The organism is Sphingomonas panacis (genome assembly GCF_001717955.1).
In the GTDB taxonomy this organism is placed as follows: domain Bacteria; phylum Pseudomonadota; class Alphaproteobacteria; order Sphingomonadales; family Sphingomonadaceae; genus Sphingomonas; species Sphingomonas panacis.
The window spans coordinates 298,321-314,331 of sequence record NZ_CP014168.1; the positions used below are offsets into that span (position 1 = coordinate 298,321).

The 16,011-nt window shown below is 65.3% G+C and carries 17 protein-coding genes; 10 read left to right on the forward strand and 7 right to left on the reverse strand.

What is annotated here, in order from left to right; translation table 11 throughout:
- The first annotated feature begins 80 nt into the window (after positions 1-80).
- A complete protein-coding gene (hemA, locus tag J0A91_RS01305; protein ID WP_069206918.1) occupies positions 81-1,322 on the forward strand; it encodes a 5-aminolevulinate synthase in 1,242 nt (413 codons plus the stop codon).
- Positions 1,323-1,616: 294 nt separating this feature from the next.
- Here hemA and J0A91_RS01310 read toward each other — a convergent pair whose 3' ends face one another.
- From J0A91_RS01310 to J0A91_RS01320, 3 genes are read right to left on the reverse strand one after another with little or no spacing between them, the layout of a single operon-like run.
- A complete protein-coding gene (locus J0A91_RS01310) occupies positions 1,617-2,162 on the reverse strand; it encodes a Uma2 family endonuclease (RefSeq protein ID WP_069203401.1) in 546 nt (181 codons plus the stop codon).
- Between the two features lie 12 nt (positions 2,163-2,174).
- Positions 2,175-2,837, reverse strand: coding sequence for a class I SAM-dependent methyltransferase (locus J0A91_RS01315; protein ID WP_069203402.1), 663 nt, complete (start codon positions 2,835-2,837; stop codon positions 2,175-2,177).
- Entirely contained in the window at positions 2,837-4,063 is a 1,227-nt protein-coding gene (locus J0A91_RS01320; protein ID WP_069203403.1) for a BtaA family protein, read from the reverse strand. Before J0A91_RS01320 ends, J0A91_RS01315 begins: the two co-directional genes overlap by 1 nt.
- Positions 4,064-4,292: 229 nt before the next feature.
- Between J0A91_RS01320 and J0A91_RS01325 the strand changes: the two genes are divergently transcribed.
- The 4 genes from J0A91_RS01325 (at position 4,293) to J0A91_RS01340 (ending at position 7,716) form a co-directional block, all read left to right on the forward strand.
- Positions 4,293-4,745, forward strand: a complete 453-nt coding sequence (locus J0A91_RS01325; RefSeq protein WP_069203404.1) for an RpiB/LacA/LacB family sugar-phosphate isomerase — start codon at positions 4,293-4,295, stop codon at positions 4,743-4,745.
- Positions 4,742-6,067, forward strand: coding sequence for a serine hydroxymethyltransferase (glyA, locus tag J0A91_RS01330; RefSeq protein WP_069203405.1), 1,326 nt, complete (start codon positions 4,742-4,744; stop codon positions 6,065-6,067). Before J0A91_RS01325 ends, glyA begins: the two co-directional genes overlap by 4 nt.
- Before the next feature lies 1 nt (position 6,068).
- On the forward strand, positions 6,069-6,530 hold the full coding sequence (nrdR, locus tag J0A91_RS01335) for a transcriptional regulator NrdR (RefSeq protein ID WP_069203406.1): 462 nt from the start codon (positions 6,069-6,071) through the stop codon (positions 6,528-6,530).
- A gap of 100 nt (positions 6,531-6,630) precedes the next feature.
- Positions 6,631-7,716, forward strand: a complete 1,086-nt coding sequence (locus J0A91_RS01340) for a TrmH family RNA methyltransferase (RefSeq protein ID WP_083224431.1) — start codon at positions 6,631-6,633, stop codon at positions 7,714-7,716.
- A 95-nt stretch (positions 7,717-7,811) separates the two neighbouring features.
- Here the strand turns inward: J0A91_RS01340 and J0A91_RS01345 are convergent, their stop codons facing one another.
- Entirely contained in the window at positions 7,812-8,753 is a 942-nt protein-coding gene (locus tag J0A91_RS01345) for a phosphatase PAP2 family protein (RefSeq protein WP_420852808.1), read from the reverse strand.
- 163 nt (positions 8,754-8,916) lie between these two features.
- Entirely contained in the window at positions 8,917-9,324 is a 408-nt protein-coding gene (locus tag J0A91_RS01350; RefSeq protein ID WP_206364962.1) for an EVE domain-containing protein, read from the reverse strand.
- Between the two features lie 153 nt (positions 9,325-9,477).
- Between J0A91_RS01350 and J0A91_RS01355 the strand changes: the two genes are divergently transcribed.
- Positions 9,478-9,855: a hypothetical protein gene (locus tag J0A91_RS01355; protein WP_069203407.1), complete on the forward strand. Its 378-nt coding sequence runs from the start codon at positions 9,478-9,480 to the stop codon at positions 9,853-9,855.
- Between the two features lie 96 nt (positions 9,856-9,951).
- Positions 9,952-10,221: a DUF3297 family protein gene (locus J0A91_RS01360; RefSeq protein WP_069203408.1), complete on the forward strand. Its 270-nt coding sequence runs from the start codon at positions 9,952-9,954 to the stop codon at positions 10,219-10,221.
- 267 nt (positions 10,222-10,488) lie between these two features.
- On the opposite strand, the gene J0A91_RS01365 is transcribed toward J0A91_RS01360, so the two are convergent.
- Together J0A91_RS01365 and J0A91_RS01370 are read right to left on the reverse strand one after the other, a co-directional pair.
- Positions 10,489-11,289, reverse strand: a complete 801-nt coding sequence (locus tag J0A91_RS01365; protein WP_069203409.1) for a LytR/AlgR family response regulator transcription factor — start codon at positions 11,287-11,289, stop codon at positions 10,489-10,491.
- Entirely contained in the window at positions 11,286-12,392 is a 1,107-nt protein-coding gene (locus J0A91_RS01370; protein WP_069203410.1) for a sensor histidine kinase, read from the reverse strand. Before J0A91_RS01370 ends, J0A91_RS01365 begins: the two co-directional genes overlap by 4 nt.
- Before the next feature lie 262 nt (positions 12,393-12,654).
- On the opposite strand from J0A91_RS01370, the gene J0A91_RS01375 reads away from it, so the two are divergent.
- From J0A91_RS01375 to J0A91_RS01385, 3 genes are all read left to right on the forward strand, one after another.
- Positions 12,655-13,854, forward strand: a complete 1,200-nt coding sequence (locus J0A91_RS01375) for a toxic anion resistance protein (RefSeq protein WP_069203411.1) — start codon at positions 12,655-12,657, stop codon at positions 13,852-13,854.
- Position 13,855: 1 nt separating this feature from the next.
- Positions 13,856-14,554 (forward strand): HAD family hydrolase, encoded by a 699-nt coding sequence (locus J0A91_RS01380; RefSeq protein ID WP_069203412.1) that lies wholly within the window; start codon positions 13,856-13,858, stop codon positions 14,552-14,554.
- Positions 14,555-14,623: 69 nt separating this feature from the next.
- Positions 14,624-15,844 carry a GGDEF domain-containing protein gene (locus tag J0A91_RS01385; protein ID WP_069203413.1) on the forward strand — a complete coding sequence of 407 codons (1,221 nt, stop codon included), beginning with the start codon at positions 14,624-14,626 and terminating at the stop codon, positions 15,842-15,844.
- Positions 15,845-16,011 lie beyond the last annotated feature (167 nt).

Genomic DNA, 16,011 nt, shown 5'->3' on the forward strand with positions numbered 1-16,011 from the left:
TCATCGCATATCTCCAGCCATCTCATCAGATGTGCAAATCGCTGGATATCGGGAGGGGTTGGGACTAGATGGCGACAATCATGGAATCGCATGCACCGGCGCGCGGGGTCGATTACTCGCGGATCTTCACCCAGGCGATCGACCGGCTGCACGCCGAAGGCCGCTACCGTGTCTTCATCGACATCCTGCGCAACAGGGGCGCCTACCCCAATGCGCGCTGCTTCGCCGGGCACAACGGGCCGAAGCCGATCACGGTCTGGTGTTCGAACGATTATCTCGCGATGGGCCAGCACCCCAAGGTGATCGCGGCGATGGAAGAGGCGCTCCACGATGTCGGCGCGGGCTCGGGCGGCACGCGCAATATCGGCGGCAACACGCACTACCATATCGATCTCGAAGCCGAACTCGCCGATCTGCACGGCAAGCAGGGCGCTTTGCTGTTCACCTCGGGCTATGTCTCGAACGAGGCGACTCTGGCGACGCTCGCCAAGATCCTGCCCGGCTGCGTCATCTTCTCCGACGAACTCAACCACGCCTCGATGATCGCGGGAATCCGCAACGCGGGCTGCGAGAAGTTCGTGTTCCGCCACAATGATCTCGACCATCTCGAGGAATTGCTGGCGGCGGCTGATCCGGCCGTGCCGAAACTGATCGCATTCGAGAGCGTCTATTCGATGGAAGGCGACATCGCCCCGATCGAAGCGATCTGCGACCTCGCCGACAAATACAACGCGCTGACCTATCTCGACGAAGTCCATGCGGTCGGCATGTACGGCGCGCGTGGCGGCGGTATCTCGGAACGCGACGGCGTCGCCGACCGGCTGACCATCATCGAGGGCACGCTCGGCAAGGCGTTCGGCGTGATGGGCGGCTATATCGCCGCCGACCAGATGATCGTCGATGTCATCCGCAGCTACGCGCCCGGTTTCATCTTCACCACCTCGCTGTCGCCGGTGCTCGTCGCTGGCGTGCTGGCGAGCGTACGCCACCTCAAGGCGTCGAGCGTAGAGCGTGAGGCGCAGCAGGCGGCGGCGGCGAAGCTCAAGGCGATGCTCGCCGAGGCCGGGCTGCCGGTGATGCCCGGCGACACGCATATCGTGCCACTGATGGTCGGCGATCCCGCCCGCGCCAAGAAGATCAGCGACATCCTGCTCGCCGAATACGGCGTGTACGTCCAGCCGATCAACTACCCCACCGTGCCGCGCGGCACCGAGCGGCTTCGCTTCACCCCCGGCCCCGCGCACACCGAGGCGATGATGCTCGAGCTGACCGAAGCGCTGTCCGAAATCTGGAGCCGGCTCGAATTGCGCAAGGCCGCCTGATCCGGGCGGAACTGGCGGCGGCGTCCGCGGTTATGTCGTGACGGACCTGCAATCAAGGGCATCACGATGGGAAAAGGCTGCATTCTCTGGGCGTTGGGCGTGCCGCTGCCCGTTATTTTGGTGCTGTACCTGATCTTCCATCACTGATCGCATCGACACGAACCGCCGTTCGCCCTGAGCTCGTCGAAGCCTGTCCTGAGCGGCTGGCTTGCCAGCCAGCCGAAGGGGGCGTGCCCCAAGAACGACGCTCAGGGCACGTGCTTCGACGCGCTCAGCACGAACGGAGCTTAGGGCTCAGTCGACCACAATCGTCCCGGCGCCCGGCACAGTCAAAGGCTGACCGAACCGCACCGTGTTGATCTCTGCATAGTCGCCATCGACCGGCTCGGTGAAGACATGAACGACCGAACGCGCGCCGTCGATAACCCAATAGGCCGCAATGCCCGCTGAAGCGTATTTGATACGCTTCATTCCCATGTCACGCGCGATCGTCGTCTCGGCAACCTCCATCACCAGCGCGATATCGTCAGGCACGAGCATCCGGTTTCCCGTGATCGGCTTTCGGAGAACTGCCCCATCGCAGGCAACCACCGTATCGTCGCCCAGAATGATCCCAACCGTTCCGAGCAATACAGCCGCGTCGATGGCACCCGCCAACGCGAACCAGACCCGCCCCTGAAGCATCGCATGCCGGTTCATAGCCAGATCGTGCCGCTCAAGCTGACCATCGACCAACTCGATCTTCATGTCGGGGAAGGCATCCACCGCACACATCCGTAGAAACTCGGCGTTGGTGAACCGCGCCTTGAAATCTGTCTTTACCGGCAAGGGTGCGGTCATCACCGCACCCTCTTACACCGCCCGGCTCAACCGCGCAGACCAGGCATATCCATTGCGGAGCGATGCGAAGCTTGCGGTCAGCCCGGTGTCGCGCGCTACCGAACAGGCTGCACCCTTCAGTTCCGCACGCGGGGTCACGTCGAACTGCGCGAGCCATGCGAACAGCACCGCCTTGAAGGCGCCCGGCAACCGCTCCTGCTGCCCGAAATCGACGATGTCGAGCCGCCCGCCGGGCGCCAGCTTGCCCGCGCCCTCGCGCAACGCGCCCTTCCAGTCTGGGATCATCGACAAGGTATAGCTCTGGAAGATGCGGTCGAACGCCGCCACCCCGAACAGCGACACCGTATCGAACGCGGTCGCATCGCCCTGCGCCAGCGTGATCCGGTTGGCGAGCCCGGCCTTGGCGACATTGGCGCGCGCCGTCTCCAGCATCGCCTCGGAAATATCGATCCCGTAGTAATGCGCATCGGGCCAGCGCTTCGCCGCCACGATCAGGTTGCGCCCGGTGCCGCAGCCGATCTCCAGCACGCTCCCGCCCGCCGGCGGCGCGAGATCGCGGATCAGCGCGTCGCGGCCGAGCAGGTAATATTTGCGGGTGAGGTCGTAGAAATGGCGCTGAGTCTTGTAGATCGCATCCATGTGCCCGGCATGGCCGGTATCGCCCGCCCCGGCCATTATTTCAGGACGTACAGGTGGACGCCGCCATAGATCGAGGAGCGGTCGCGCTTGGTGTAATCGAGCGACTCCTCGGCGCGGTAATCCCATTTCGACAGGATCTCGTCCGGCACGCGGCCCGGCAGGATCGTCTCGATCCCGGCGGTGCGGAACAGCACGCGCGCGCCCGGCTTCGCGGTGCGGGTGATCTCGCTCCACAGCTCGGTGAGCTGCTGGTCGGTCATCCAGTCCTGTGCGTCGAGCAGGATGTAGCGGTCGAGCGAACCCTCGCCTTGGCTGCGCAGATAATCGGTGAAATTGGTGTGGCGCACCTCGATCCGGCTGACCCGATCGACGATCTCCGCATAATGCGCCTTCTGCAGATACGGCGGCAGCGGCGCATTGGGGTCTTCGCTATAGCCGCGATTGAACGCCTGCCACGCGAAATAATTGTCCTTGAGGTCGAAGTCGCAGGCGAGCTTTTCGAGCCGCTCGCGCAGCACCACCGCCATCTTCTCGTCGCCGGCCAGCGCCTCATATTGCGCGGGCGGGATGCCGAGGCCGAACAGCGAGGCGGGCTGGTCGGTCAGCCACTTGATGAAGCCCTTGTCGAACACCGGCGCGAACTCGCGGTCGAAGATCTCGCGCTGCTCCTCGATCGTCCTGGCCTTGAGCAGCACCTTGGGGTTCACCCCGTTCATCCGCGCGATCAGATGCGCCGCGCCGATGAAATTGCCGAGCAGCCCGCGCTTGTACACGCCCTTGGCGAACCCGCCGATCCGCCGCCGGCCGACCATGTCGCGGCCTTCCCAATAGCGCTTGCTCGTCTCGTCAAGGAACGGGCGCACGTAGGTGCGATAGGCGAGGATGTTGGCGCGGCTGTTGGCGCGCGCGAAGAAGCGGTGGAATGTCTGGTAATCGGGCAGATGCCGCGCCGCGACCAGCTTCAGCTTGTTGAGCGCGATGTGCGCGGTGTTGAGATCGACTGCGGTGATCGCGCGCGGGTTCGCGGTCAGATACGACAGCACGTTGCAGCCGCCCGAGGCGATCGTCACGACATGGCTGTCCGGCGTGATCGCCAGCGCTTCCATATCAACCGCCGGGTCTTCCCAGATCTGCGCATAGACAAGGCCCCGGAACGCGAAGGTGAAAGCGCGTTCGAGAATGCCCTGTTTGGACAGATGCTCATGGCGGTGAACCGCCGCACGCACGGCGCGGTTCTTGGGGGGGCGGACAGCGGTGGCCATTACAATCTCCTGCGGGCCGGGCGGGTGACACGCGGCGCTCGCCTACGACAATGCGATGACGCTTCCATGACGCCTCCGCGACCAAATGAAAAGAACCTGTCGGCAGAGAGTGCCGCCCGAGCGCCACCGCACCCACGTTCAACGGGCAAGCGGCAACAGCGGTGTGGCATTTGCGTGACGGTTTGCGTAAGAGCGCCGCGTCTGCATCGCCTCGAGGACTCGCGCCGTCTTGCACATCGCTTTCGCTTCCGATCACGCCGCCGTCGATCTCAAGGCGGCGCTCATCGCCTGGGCGCGCGCCGCGGGGCACGCTGTCGTCGATCTCGGTCCGGAAACGGCCGACCGAGTCGATTATCCCGATTACGGCTACAAGCTCGCCGCACATGTCGCCGCGGGCGAAGCCGATTTCGGCGTGGCGCTGTGCGGGTCGGGCATCGGCATCTCGATCGCGGTCAACCGCAATCCCGCGTGCCGCTGCGCTTTGGTGTCCGATCCTTATGCCGCCGCCCTTGCCCGCGAGCATAACGATGCCAATGTCATCGCGATGGGCGCCAGACTGACCGGCCCCGACATGGCGCAGGCCTGTCTCGAATCGTTCCTCGCCACCACCTTCGCCGGTGGTCGCCATCAACCCCGCGTCGACAAGCTCGGCGCCCCCGCCATCGAAAGGGCAAGCGCATGAGCACCCAGATCCTCGAGTCCAAGCCACTCAACGCCGTGCAGCCCGACGGCTTCTTCACGCGCGGCCTCGCCGACGCCGATCCCGCCGTGTTCGCCGGCGTCGCGCATGAACTCAAGCGCGAGCAGGACCAGATCGAGCTGATCGCCTCCGAGAACATCGTCTCCAAGGCGGTGCTCGAAGCGCAAGGTTCGGTGTTCACCAACAAATATGCCGAGGGCTATCCCGGCAAGCGCTATTACCAGGGCTGCCACCCCTCCGACGAGGTCGAGCAACTCGCGATCGACCGCGCCAAGCAGCTTTTCGGCTGCGGCTTCGCCAACGTCCAGCCGCATTCGGGCGCGCAGGCCAATGGCGCGGTGATGCTCGCTCTGGTCAAGCCCGGCGAGACGGTGATGGGCCTCAGCCTCGACGCCGGCGGCCACCTCACCCACGGCGCGCGCGCCGCGATGTCGGGCAAATGGTTCAACGCGGTGCAATATGGCGTCGATCCGGTCACGCACCTGATCGATTACGAGCAGGTCGCCGAGATCGCCCGCGCCAACAGCCCCAAGCTCATCATCGCCGGCGGCTCGGCCTATCCGCGCGAGATCGACTTCGCGAAGTTCCGCGCGATCGCCGATGAGGTTGGCGCCTATTTCATGGTCGACATGGCGCATTTCGCCGGACTCGTCGCCGCCGGGCTTCACCCGTCGCCGCTGCCCCACGCGCATGTGGTGACGACCACCACCCACAAGACGCTGCGCGGCCCGCGTGGCGGCATGGTGCTGACCAACGACGAAGCCGTCGCCAAGAAGATCAACTCGGCGGTGTTCCCGGGGCTTCAGGGCGGCCCGCTGATGCACGTCATCGCCGCCAAGGCGGTCGCGTTCGGCGAGGCGCTTCGGCCTGAGTTCAAGACCTATGCCGCCGCGATCATCGAGAACGCCAAGGTGCTGGCCGCCACGCTCAAGGAACGCGGCGCGGAGGTCGTCTCGGGCGGCACCGACACGCACCTCGCGCTGATCGACCTCACGCCCTTGGGCGTCACCGGCAAGGACGCCGACGAGGCGCTCGAACGCGCCGGCATCACCTGCAACAAGAACGGCATCCCCAACGATCCGCTGCCGCCGACCAAGACCAGCGGCATCCGCGTCGGCTCACCCGCCGGCACCACGCGCGGCTTTGGGCCAGCCGAGTTCCGCGAGATCGGCAACATGGTCGCCGACGTGCTCGATGGTCTCCGCAAGAACGGCGAGCAGGGCGACGCGCAGGTCGAGGCCAACGTCCGCGAACGTGTCGCGGCCTTGTGCGCGCGCTTCCCGATCTACCCGGAGGGGGTGTGATTTGCGCTGTCCCTTCTGCGGACATGAAGACAGTCAGGTAAAGGACAGCCGCCCCACCGAAGACGGGGCGGCGATCCGCCGCCGCCGCCAGTGCGAAGGCTGCGCGGCGCGCTTCACCACGTTCGAACGAATCCAGCTCCGCGAACTTGTGGTGCTGAAAAGCGAAGACCGCCGCGAACCCTTCGACCGCGAGAAACTGCTCCGCTCACTCCTGATCGCCGCGCGCAAACGCCCGATCGAGCCGCTGCGGCTGGAGAAGCTCGTCTCGGGCATCCAGCGCCAGTTGGAAACGCAGGGCGAAACCGAAGTGCATTCGCAACGCATCGGCGAAATGGTGATGGACGGCCTCAAAGGCATGGACTCGGTCGCCTACATCCGCTTCGCCAGCGTCTACAAGGACTTCCGCGAGGCGAAGGACTTCGAGGAGTTCGCGGGCAATGTCAGCGCGGTGGCGAAGGGGTGATGGCGCTCGACTCACCCCACCCCGGCCACGCCAACACCCACCCCGTTCGTCCTGAGTAGCGGCTGAGCGAAGTCGAAGACGCGTATCGAAGGACAAGCCCGTGAGCTTCCACACCTACATGCTGCGCTGTTCCGACGGCAGCTTCTACATCGGCCATACCGACACGCTCGAACACCGCATCGCCCAACACGATGCCGGCGAGGTTCCGGGCTATACGCAATCGCGCCGTCCGGTCGAGTTGGTCTGGTCGCAGGATTTCCCCTCACGCATCGAAGCGCTAGAGGCCGAGCGCCAGATCAAGGGCTGGACACGCGCCAAGAAGATCGCGCTGATCGAAGGCGATTGGGCGCGGATCAGCGGTCTCGCGCATAAGTCCTTCGATACGGGTCTTCGACAAGCTCAGCCCCTACTCAGGACGAACGGGGAAAATGGTGCGGATCAACGGAGCGCCCCGCCCCCACCCCCCGTCATCGTCCTCGTCCGCCCGCAACTCGGCGAGAACATCGGCAAGGCCGCGCGCGCGATGCTCAATTTCGGGCTCACCGAAATGCGCCTCGTCGCGCCGCGCGACGGGTGGCCCAACCCCGCCGCCGGCCCCGCCGCCTCGGGCGCCGATCAGGTGCTCGAACAGGCGCAGGTGTTCGACACGCTCGCCGAGGCGATCGCCGATTGCCCCAACGTCTACGCGACCACCGTGCGCAAGCGCGGCGTCACCAAGCCGGTCGTCACCCCCGAGGTGGCGGCGCGCAAGGTCCACGCCGGGCCGGGCCGCAGCGCGATCCTGTTCGGGCCGGAACGTTCGGGGCTGGAGACCGACGATGTCGCGGTCGCGCGCGAGATCATCACCGTGCCGATCAACCCCGAATTCGGCTCGCTCAACCTCGCGCAGGCGGTGATTCTCGTCGCCTATGAATGGTCCAAGGGGGTCGCGCTCGCCCAGCCTCCCGAAGTCGATCTGCCCGAGCCTGCCGCCCAGGAAGACCTCGACGGCATGATCGCACAGCTCGACGGAATGCTGGTCGACGCCAATTTCTTCTATCCGCCCGATCGCACCGTCGCGACGCGGCGGACCTTGCGCACCCTGCTCACCAAGCCGGGCTGGTCGAGCCAGGAAGTCCGCACCTTACGCGGCGTGCTGTCGGCGCTGGCGGGGGCGAAGCGGAAGAAGGAACCGCGCCAGAAATAACCGCTCGTTCACGCTCTCCGTTCGTGCCCAGCGAAGTCGAGGGATGGTCGCGCGCGCAGGTGCCACTGTTGGGGCAATTTACCCCCGCCCGAAATTCAAACCCGGCTCGGCAGCAATTCCTGCTCCGCGACCCGCTCGCGCCCGCGCTCGGCGGAGACGAACCCGACCACCGCGATCGCCACCAAAGCGACCATCATGCCGAGGATCATGTCGGAGAGGTAATGCGTGCCCTCGATCGGCGTCGACAGCAGCATCGCCACGTTGACCGCGACGACCGCCCAACGCAGCGGCCGGATCTGCCACCCCGCCGCGATGAACACGAAGGCGGACGCGGTGTGGAAGCTCGGCGCCGAGACGAGGCCGCGCAATTGCCCCAGGTCGATCACCGTATCGCGCCCCGCGCGCAGCACCGGGATCAGCCCCTGCTGCCACGTCTCGCTCTCGGGCATGTACGGCAGCGGCCCGTGCCACAGGTATGACAGCGGGCCGACCGCCGGCATCATCGGATACAGCACCAGCGTGATGGTCGCCGCCAGCCAGAAGGTCGCGAGGAAGCGATACGCCTCCTCGTTACGCCCCTGCCACGCGAACCAGCCGAGGATCACCGCCGGCGTCAGGTAGATGCTGCGATACGCGGCGGTGCCGAGCAGTTGCAGGCTGCGATGCGCGGCGACCATATCGTACATCCCGATCCAGTCGAAGCCGAGCAGCCGGTCGGCATGCTGGAGCGCGGCATCGCTGAACCCGTGCGACATCGCCGCGAGCGGATAGGAGGCGACCGCGCCCATCAGCACCATCGCGGTGAGCACCGCATAGAAGCTGCCGGCCCGCGCCGCGATCACTAGCGGCCGCGACGGCCACCGCCGCACCGCGAGGCGCAGCGCCGTCGCCGTCACCGCCACGCCGACGAAGGGCAGGTTGCTCGGGCTCCACGGATCGATGCTGAGCCCGGCATGATGCAACAGCCCAACCAGCACGACGAACGACAACAAAAGGCCCGAGGCGATCCATTTGGGCGCAGAGGACAGGGTCAACACGGTGTATCCGAAACTCCGGGGCTGCCGAGCGGCACGGGAGCCGTGCCGGTCGCGTTTCGCACTATAGTGCGTTACACATAAATGACAGCCCTCTGCACCGTGCTGACTATCGCCGTTCTGAACTGTGCGTGACAGACGTGTCATCCGCGCCACATCGACGCACTCACCCATCGAACGCGCCCAGCGCCAGCATCACCGCCCATTGCGCCGCATCGACCGGGCTGACCGACAGCCGCGACTGGCGCAGCATCTCGAGTCCCGCGAGCTTCGGCTCGGCCCGGATCGCCGCCAGCGTGACCGGCCGGGGCATCGCCGCGACGGGCGCGACCGCGACCGACACCCAGCGCGGCAGATCGCCGTCCTGTCGCGCGCCGCGCACGATCTCCATCACGCCGACCACGGCCTTCTCCTTGCCCGAATGGTAAAAGAAAGCACGGTCGCCAACCGCCATCGCCTTCAGGTGAAGCGCCGCCGCCGGGTTGCGCACGCCGGTCCATTCGGTCGTGCCTTCGGCGAGCAGGTCAGCCCAGGCGTAGCTTTCCGGCTCCGATTTCATCAGCCAATATGCCACGCTCCCCGCCTTTCCCGATCCGCCGCATAAACCGCGGCTTAACGCCCCATTCCGAACGTGTTCAGACCGACTCGGCTAGTCAAGTGCAACAAGCTGGTCCACCAAAGCGTTAATCGGTCGGTGCGGACAGGCTTTGATACGAGGAGGTTGGAGATGAACGCGTTTTTGAAGAAGGCCGGTCTTGGCGTCGCCCTGGCCGCAACGGCATTGACGGCGGCGGTCCCTGCCGAGGCCCAGTGGCGCGGTGGCTATCGCGGCGGATATCACGGCGGCTGGCATCGTGGCGGTGACACGACCGGCGCGGCGCTGCTCGGCGGCATCGTCGGCCTCGGCGTCGGTGCGGCGATCGCCAGCAGCAATCGCGGCTATGATCGTGGCTATTACCGTGGCGGCGGCTATTACGATGGTCCGCGCTATTACACCGCGCCGCCCACCTATTATTACGACGAATATCGCGGCCCGCGTTGCTACAGCTCGTGGCGCTGGGATCCTTATTACGAGGAAAACGTCCGCGTTCGCGTCTGCAACTGATCCGACCGGCACGGAACGACAAGACGGCGCGGGTTTTCCCCGCGCCGTTTTCGCATCTGGCCTTCCCGCATCTTTTCCGCCAAGAAGCGCGCCATCATGACCGACACACCCCCCGATCGCCTTTCGTCCAACCCGCGCAGCCCGTTCTTCGACGAGGCCAAGCTCTCGCGCGGGATCGGCATCCGCTTCAAGGGCAAGGAGCGCACCGACGTCGAGGAATATTGCCGCTCCGAAGGCTGGATTCGCGTCGCCCTCGGCAAGAAGGTCGACCGCAACGGCCAGCCGCTGACGCTCAAACTGTCGGGCGAGGTCGAGGCGTGGTTCGAACGCCCGGCCGAAGGCGAAGAAGAGATCGCGGCGGACTGACTTTCGTCGTCACCCCAGCGCACGCTGGGGTCTCCCGGTGACAGGGTGTGCCCTTGCCGCGAAAGACCCCAGCTTACGCTGGGGTGACGGATACGGTGCGGTGCTGAAACGCCCGCCCTCAACCGTTCGCACCCCAACCTTTCGTATCGAGCCCTTCGGCTGGCTGACAAGCCAGCCGCTCAAGATAAACTTCGGCCCAAGGGGCCGAAGTCGAGACACCTGCGCTCGGGACTTGGGAGGTGCCCATCCGCACCTCCCCACCTCACCTCAATGCACGAACCGCGCGACCACGTCGCGGTAGCTGCGGCTCACCTTCACCTGCGCGCCGCTCCCCAGCACCAGGAAGCACTCGCCATTGGTGTGCGGCTTCACCTCCTTCACCAGATCTAGGTTGACGATCGTCGAGCGATGCACGCGCTGGAACCGGCGCGGGTCGAGCCGTTTCTCCAGATCCTTCATCGTCTCGCGCAGGATCAGCGTGTTGTCGCCGGTGTAGATGCACATGTAATCGCCCGCCGCGTCGATCCGCTCGATCGTGTCGACATCGACGCGGAAGATCTGGCCGCGATCCTTGATGTTGATGAGCTTCTCGAAGCGGTTGGCCGAAACCTGATCGCCGCCGTCGACGATATCCTCGACCGAATCGGGCGCGACTTCGGCGAGCACCTCGCGGAGCCGGTCGACCTCCTCGACGCCGCGTTTCTCGGCGAGCCGCTGACGCACGCGGTCGAGCGTGTCGGCGAGCCGCGCCTCGTCGACCGGCTTCATCAGATAATCGGTCGCCTGCGCCTCGAACGCCTTCAGCGCGTGGTCCGAATAGGCGGTCACGAACACGAACAACGGCGGTTCGACTTCCATCAGCCCCTGCACCACGGAAAAGCCGTCGAAGCCGGGCATCTGGATGTCGAGGAATACGAGGTCGGGTTTGTGAGTCTTGATCGCGCGGATCGCCTCGCGGCCATTGGCGCATTTCTCGATGATCTCGACATCGTCATGCGCTTGCAGTCTCAGCTCAAGCCCCTGAATTGCAAGGGGTTCGTCATCGACCAGGATGGTACGGATCGTCATGCGGCCTCTCTCTTCGGTTCCTCTAACTGGAACGGTATCTCAATCTCGACCCCATACCCGCCCCCTGGGATCGAACGTGTTTCGAAACGGTGGTCAGACCCGAAAGTCTGCGCCAGCCGCTCCCTGATGTTGGCGAGCCCCACGCCTGTCGATGCGCTTGCCCGCGCTTTCGTTTCATACAAGCCCGGCCCGGTATCGGATACGGCGATCTGCACCCGATCCCCGCTCAACCGCGCGGTAACGTTGATTTCGGCCCCCTCTTCCTTGGGCGTCACCGCATATTTGATCGCGTTTTCGACGAGCGGCTGAAGCAGCAGCGACGGCAGCCGCGCCTGCGACACGCGCGGATCGATCTCGAAGCTCGGGCGCAAGCGGTCCTCGAAGCGCATCTTCTCGATTTCGAGATAGAGCTTCAGGGTTTCAACCTCCTGCTGGAGCGTCACGTTCGCGGTCGGCTCGTTGGCGAGCGTATAGCGCAGGAACGACGACAGCCGGCTCAGCATCGCATTGGCGCGCTCGGTCTGCTTGAGCAGCACGAGCGTCGAGATCGAGTTGAGCGTGTTGAACAGGAAATGCGGGTTGAGCTGGTAGCGCAGCATCGCGAGCTGCGCCGAGCTGGCGGTGTTCTCCAGCGCCGCCATCTGGTCCATCTGCGCTTCGACGATCAGATAGAAATTGATCCCGAAATACAGCGCCGACCAGCCGGCGAGCACGGTGAAGTTGAGAAAGATCGTCCCCAGCACCAGCCCGAGGTTCAATCCCGGATCGGCGAGCTTGATGAACGAGAACGAAAACGCGTCGAGCACCGAATACAGCACCGTCGCCACCGCGAGCGTGACGATCGTCAGCAGGATCGCGGCGAGCTGCCGCTGGCTCCGGTAATAATGGTACAAGGTCGAGAGCAGCAACGTGATGCAATAGCCGACGATCGATTCGACGATCACCGGCACCACACCCGAAATGTCCTGCCCGTTCGACACGCTCGAGACGCTGCGCAACAGCAGATAGCCGGACCACCCCGCCGCCTGCAGCCGCCAGAACGCGCGCCCCTTGTCCTCGAAAAACGGCCGCGAGAAGATCGCGGGAAGGGAAAACAGCGCCATGCCGCCCACCCTAGCCCGGCTGGAAGAAGAGCGCAAAGTCACCAGATCGTCGCCCCGGCCTACGCCAGGGGCGACGATAGCCGTTCCCCCGCGAAAGCGGGGGGCCAGAGCCAGGAGCGCAACGCCTGCGGCTCTGCCCCCCCGCTTTCGCGGGGGAACGGGAAGCGCTAAAGGCGAAGAACAGCCAGAGATTGCAAAACCTCGTGTGTTATTTACATATAACAGCTTGAGACGGGCAAACACCCGCAAAGGAAAAGAGACGATGGCCGATACCGACACGACCGAGCAGAGCCTGGTGCTGACCCCGCCCGATCCCGTGCCCGTCGTCGCGCCTGCCAAGGCCGCCGGGCTGGTGCCGGTCGACGACAAGGTCCGCACCCAGCTTCAGGCCAAGGTGTCGGGCTTCGTCGACGAGCTCGTCGCGCAGGACGTCAACTCTCCCGAATTCGGCAAGCGAGTCGATGCGATCGCGGCGATGGGGCAGAAGGAGATCCGCGACGCCGCCGGCCAGTCGAACCGCTTCCTCGATCGTCCCGTCAAGGCGATGGACGGCGAAGGCAGCGTCGGCGCCGATCTCACCGAGCTTCGCCGCACGATCGAAAAGCTCGATCCCGCCGCCAACAGCAGCCTGTTGTCGGGCAAGGGCGGCCTCGTCAGCAAGATCTTCGGCGGCGGCATCACCAGCTATTTCGACAAATACCGCTCCTCGCAGACTCACATCAACGCCATCCTCAAGACGCTCGCGCGCGGCAAGGACGAGCTGCTGATGGACAATGCCGCGATCGATACCGAGCGCGCCAACCTGTGGTCGGCGATGGGCCGGCTCGAACAGATGATCGTGCTGTCCAAGGAAATGGACAGCCGCCTCGAAGACAAGGCCAACGAGCTCGACCATAGCGACCCCGCCAAGGCCAAAGCGATCCGCGAGACCGCATTGTTCTACGTCCGCCAGCGCACGCAGGATCTGCTGACACAGATGGCGGTGACGGTGCAGGGCTATCTCGCGCTCGATCTCGTCAAGAAGAACAATGTCGAGCTGGTGAAGGGCGTCGATCGCGCTTCGACCACCACCGTCTCCGCGCTTCGCACCGCCGTCACCGTCGCGCAGGCGCTGGCCAACCAGAAGCTCGTGCTCGACCAGATCACCGCGCTCAACACCACCACCGCCAACATCATCGACGCCACCGGCAAGCTGCTCAAGAGCCAGACCGCGACGATCCACGAACAGGCCGCCGCCTCGACCATCCCCGTCGAGACGCTCCAGCGCGCATTCCAGAACATCTACGATACGATGGACGCGATCGACACGTTCAAGCTGAAGGCGCTCGATTCGATGAAGACCACGGTCAACACGCTGTCGAACGAGGTCGAGAAATCGAAGGGCTATATCGCCCGCGCCGAGGGTGCCGCGCAGAACACCCTCGCCGGCCCCAACAGCGCGTTCAAGCTGGAGGCAGTGTGACATGACCGACGTCGATCGCCAGCTCGCGCGCACCAATGAACTGCTCGACCGCACCCGCGAGCGCAGCATCGCGCAACGCCGCCGCGCACGTGGGGCCACCAGCCTCGCCAAGCGCGCGGCGCTGATCGCGAGCGCCGATCTCGCGATCATCGTCGCCACGCTGATCGTCGGCTGGATCGTGCCGATCGGCATGGGCGGCGCGTTGCTCGTCGCCGCGCTGCTGGTGGCAGTGACGCTGATCCTCGCCTTTGCCCGGCTCGACACGCCGATCGCGCCCGAGAAACTGGCGGAAGTGCCGCTCAAGGCGCTGCCCGCGCGCACCGAACAATGGTTGGAGACGCAGCGCCCGGCGCTGCCCGCCCCCGCGCAGACGCTGCTCGACGGCATCGGCACCCGGCTCGACACGCTCGCGCCCCAGCTCGCCACCCTCGACGAACAGCAGCCCGCCGCGTTCGAGGTGCGCAAACTGCTCGGCGAGCAACTCCCCGAACTGATCCGCGGCTATGCCCGCGTCCCCGAGCCGCTGCGGGCGCAAGCGCGCAACGGCAAGTCGCCCGACGCGCAACTCGCCGACAGCCTCCGCCTGATCGACACCGAAATCCGTGAGATGACCGAACAGCTCGCCCAAGGCGACCTCGACGCGCTCGCCACGCGCGGCCGCTTCCTCGAGATCAAATACCGCGACGAGGGCGCGGCCTGACGCCGACAGGCGCGTTAACCATTTTTTCGAGGTGATCGTTGTACATCGGCCGAAGGGGGTTCTTCGGTGATGGACGGCGCGGTCTACGCTCTTATCGTGAATGCCTGCGTGGCGCTGCTGTTCGCGGTCGCGTTCGCGGTCATCCGGTGTTCGTATCAGCACCAGCGCGCGGTCGAATGGTTCTGCGCGGCCTATGCGATCGGCGTGCTGAGCCCGCTCAGCGAACTCGGCATCCGCTATTGCAGCGGCAGCGCGCTGTTCGCCGCGATCAGCTACGCAAGCCTCCTGCTCTACACATTGGCGATGGCGCTCGGTCTCACGGCGATGTCCGGCCGCCCCATGCCGTGGCGTGCCGCCACGCTGATTCTGGTCGTCGGCGCCGTGCTGCGCGCGGCCATCGGGAACGGCCACCGCGATGATCTGCTCTACGGACTGGCGCTCCAATTGCCCTTCGTCGCAGCCTCGACGCTCTCGGCTCTGGTCGCGATCCGCACGGTCCGCCAGCGTGTCAGCCGGCTCTGGGCGGCGGTGGCGATCCTGTTCGGAATCTCGATTGTCTATTTCGCGACCAAGCCGGTGTTCGCCAGCACCTTAGCGTCAGGCGCCACCGCCGAAGCCTTTGCGAGCAGCGGTTATGCCTTGTTCTCGCAGGCAACCGGCCGATTGCTCATCGTCACCGCCGGGCTGCTGGTGATGCTCATCGCTGTCGAACAGGCGATGAACCGGACCATCCTCGATTCGGAAACCGATCCGCTCACCGGCGTCGCCAATCGCCGCGGCTTCGAGCGTGCCGCCGCGCGGATGATCGCTCATGCCAATCAGGCGGGCGAACCGCTCGCCCTGGCGATGTTCGATCTCGATCATTTCAAACGCGTCAACGACAGCTATGGCCATGCCGCCGGCGACGCGGTGATCCGCGCCTTCGCCGATCTGCTGCTGGCGATGGCGCCGCGTTCGGCAACCGTCGCGCGGCTCGGCGGCGAGGAGTTCGTGGTGTTGCTCGATCGCACGACGATGACCGGTGCGTGGCACATCGCCCAGGCCATCCGCATCGCGCTGCCCGGCATCGCGCATCTCCCCGCCGTCACCACCAGCGGCGGCATCGCCGAGCTGAAACCCGGCGACACGCTGGAAACGCTGCTCGATCGCGCCGACCAGCGCGCCTACGAAGCCAAATTCTCGGGCCGTGATCGCATCGTGCCCGTGCCGCCCGATGTCACCGCCGTCCCGTTGCGTTTGGTTCCGGCGGACCCGCCGGGGGCGGCCCGGAAGGCCGCGGTGAAGCGCTGAGGCGGCGCAGCGCAGGCGGAAGAGATTCGTCCAAACATCGCCGCATTACAAGGCTTGTTTCGCAAAAAAATCTGATTCAAAAATGAGTCGTGCCCAAGCCTGGGCACGCCGTTTTAACAAGCGAAAGGAGGTGATCCGATGTCTCATGGTTCAGCAATGGGGTCGGT

Bases quoted from the DNA above. Each gene is read 5' to 3' on its own strand.
- glyA (WP_069203405.1), top strand. From the start codon at position 4,742: ATGAGCACCCAGATCCTCGAGTCCAAGCCACTCAACGCCGTGCAGCCC.
- hemA (WP_069206918.1), top strand. From the start codon at position 81: ATGGAATCGCATGCACCGGCGCGCGGGGTCGATTACTCGCGGATCTTC.
- J0A91_RS01315 (WP_069203402.1), bottom strand. From the start codon at position 2,837: ATGGCCGGGGCGGGCGATACCGGCCATGCCGGGCACATGGATGCGATC.
- J0A91_RS01385 (WP_069203413.1), top strand. From the start codon at position 14,624: ATGGACGGCGCGGTCTACGCTCTTATCGTGAATGCCTGCGTGGCGCTG.
- J0A91_RS01380 (WP_069203412.1), top strand. From the start codon at position 13,856: ATGACCGACGTCGATCGCCAGCTCGCGCGCACCAATGAACTGCTCGAC.
- J0A91_RS01375 (WP_069203411.1), top strand. From the start codon at position 12,655: ATGGCCGATACCGACACGACCGAGCAGAGCCTGGTGCTGACCCCGCCC.
- J0A91_RS01310 (WP_069203401.1), bottom strand. From the start codon at position 2,162: ATGACCGCACCCTTGCCGGTAAAGACAGATTTCAAGGCGCGGTTCACC.
- J0A91_RS01365 (WP_069203409.1), bottom strand. From the start codon at position 11,289: ATGACGATCCGTACCATCCTGGTCGATGACGAACCCCTTGCAATTCAG.
- J0A91_RS01320 (WP_069203403.1), bottom strand. From the start codon at position 4,063: ATGGCCACCGCTGTCCGCCCCCCCAAGAACCGCGCCGTGCGTGCGGCG.
- J0A91_RS01360 (WP_069203408.1), top strand. From the start codon at position 9,952: ATGACCGACACACCCCCCGATCGCCTTTCGTCCAACCCGCGCAGCCCG.
- J0A91_RS01370 (WP_069203410.1), bottom strand. From the start codon at position 12,392: ATGGCGCTGTTTTCCCTTCCCGCGATCTTCTCGCGGCCGTTTTTCGAG.
- J0A91_RS01355 (WP_069203407.1), top strand. From the start codon at position 9,478: ATGAACGCGTTTTTGAAGAAGGCCGGTCTTGGCGTCGCCCTGGCCGCA.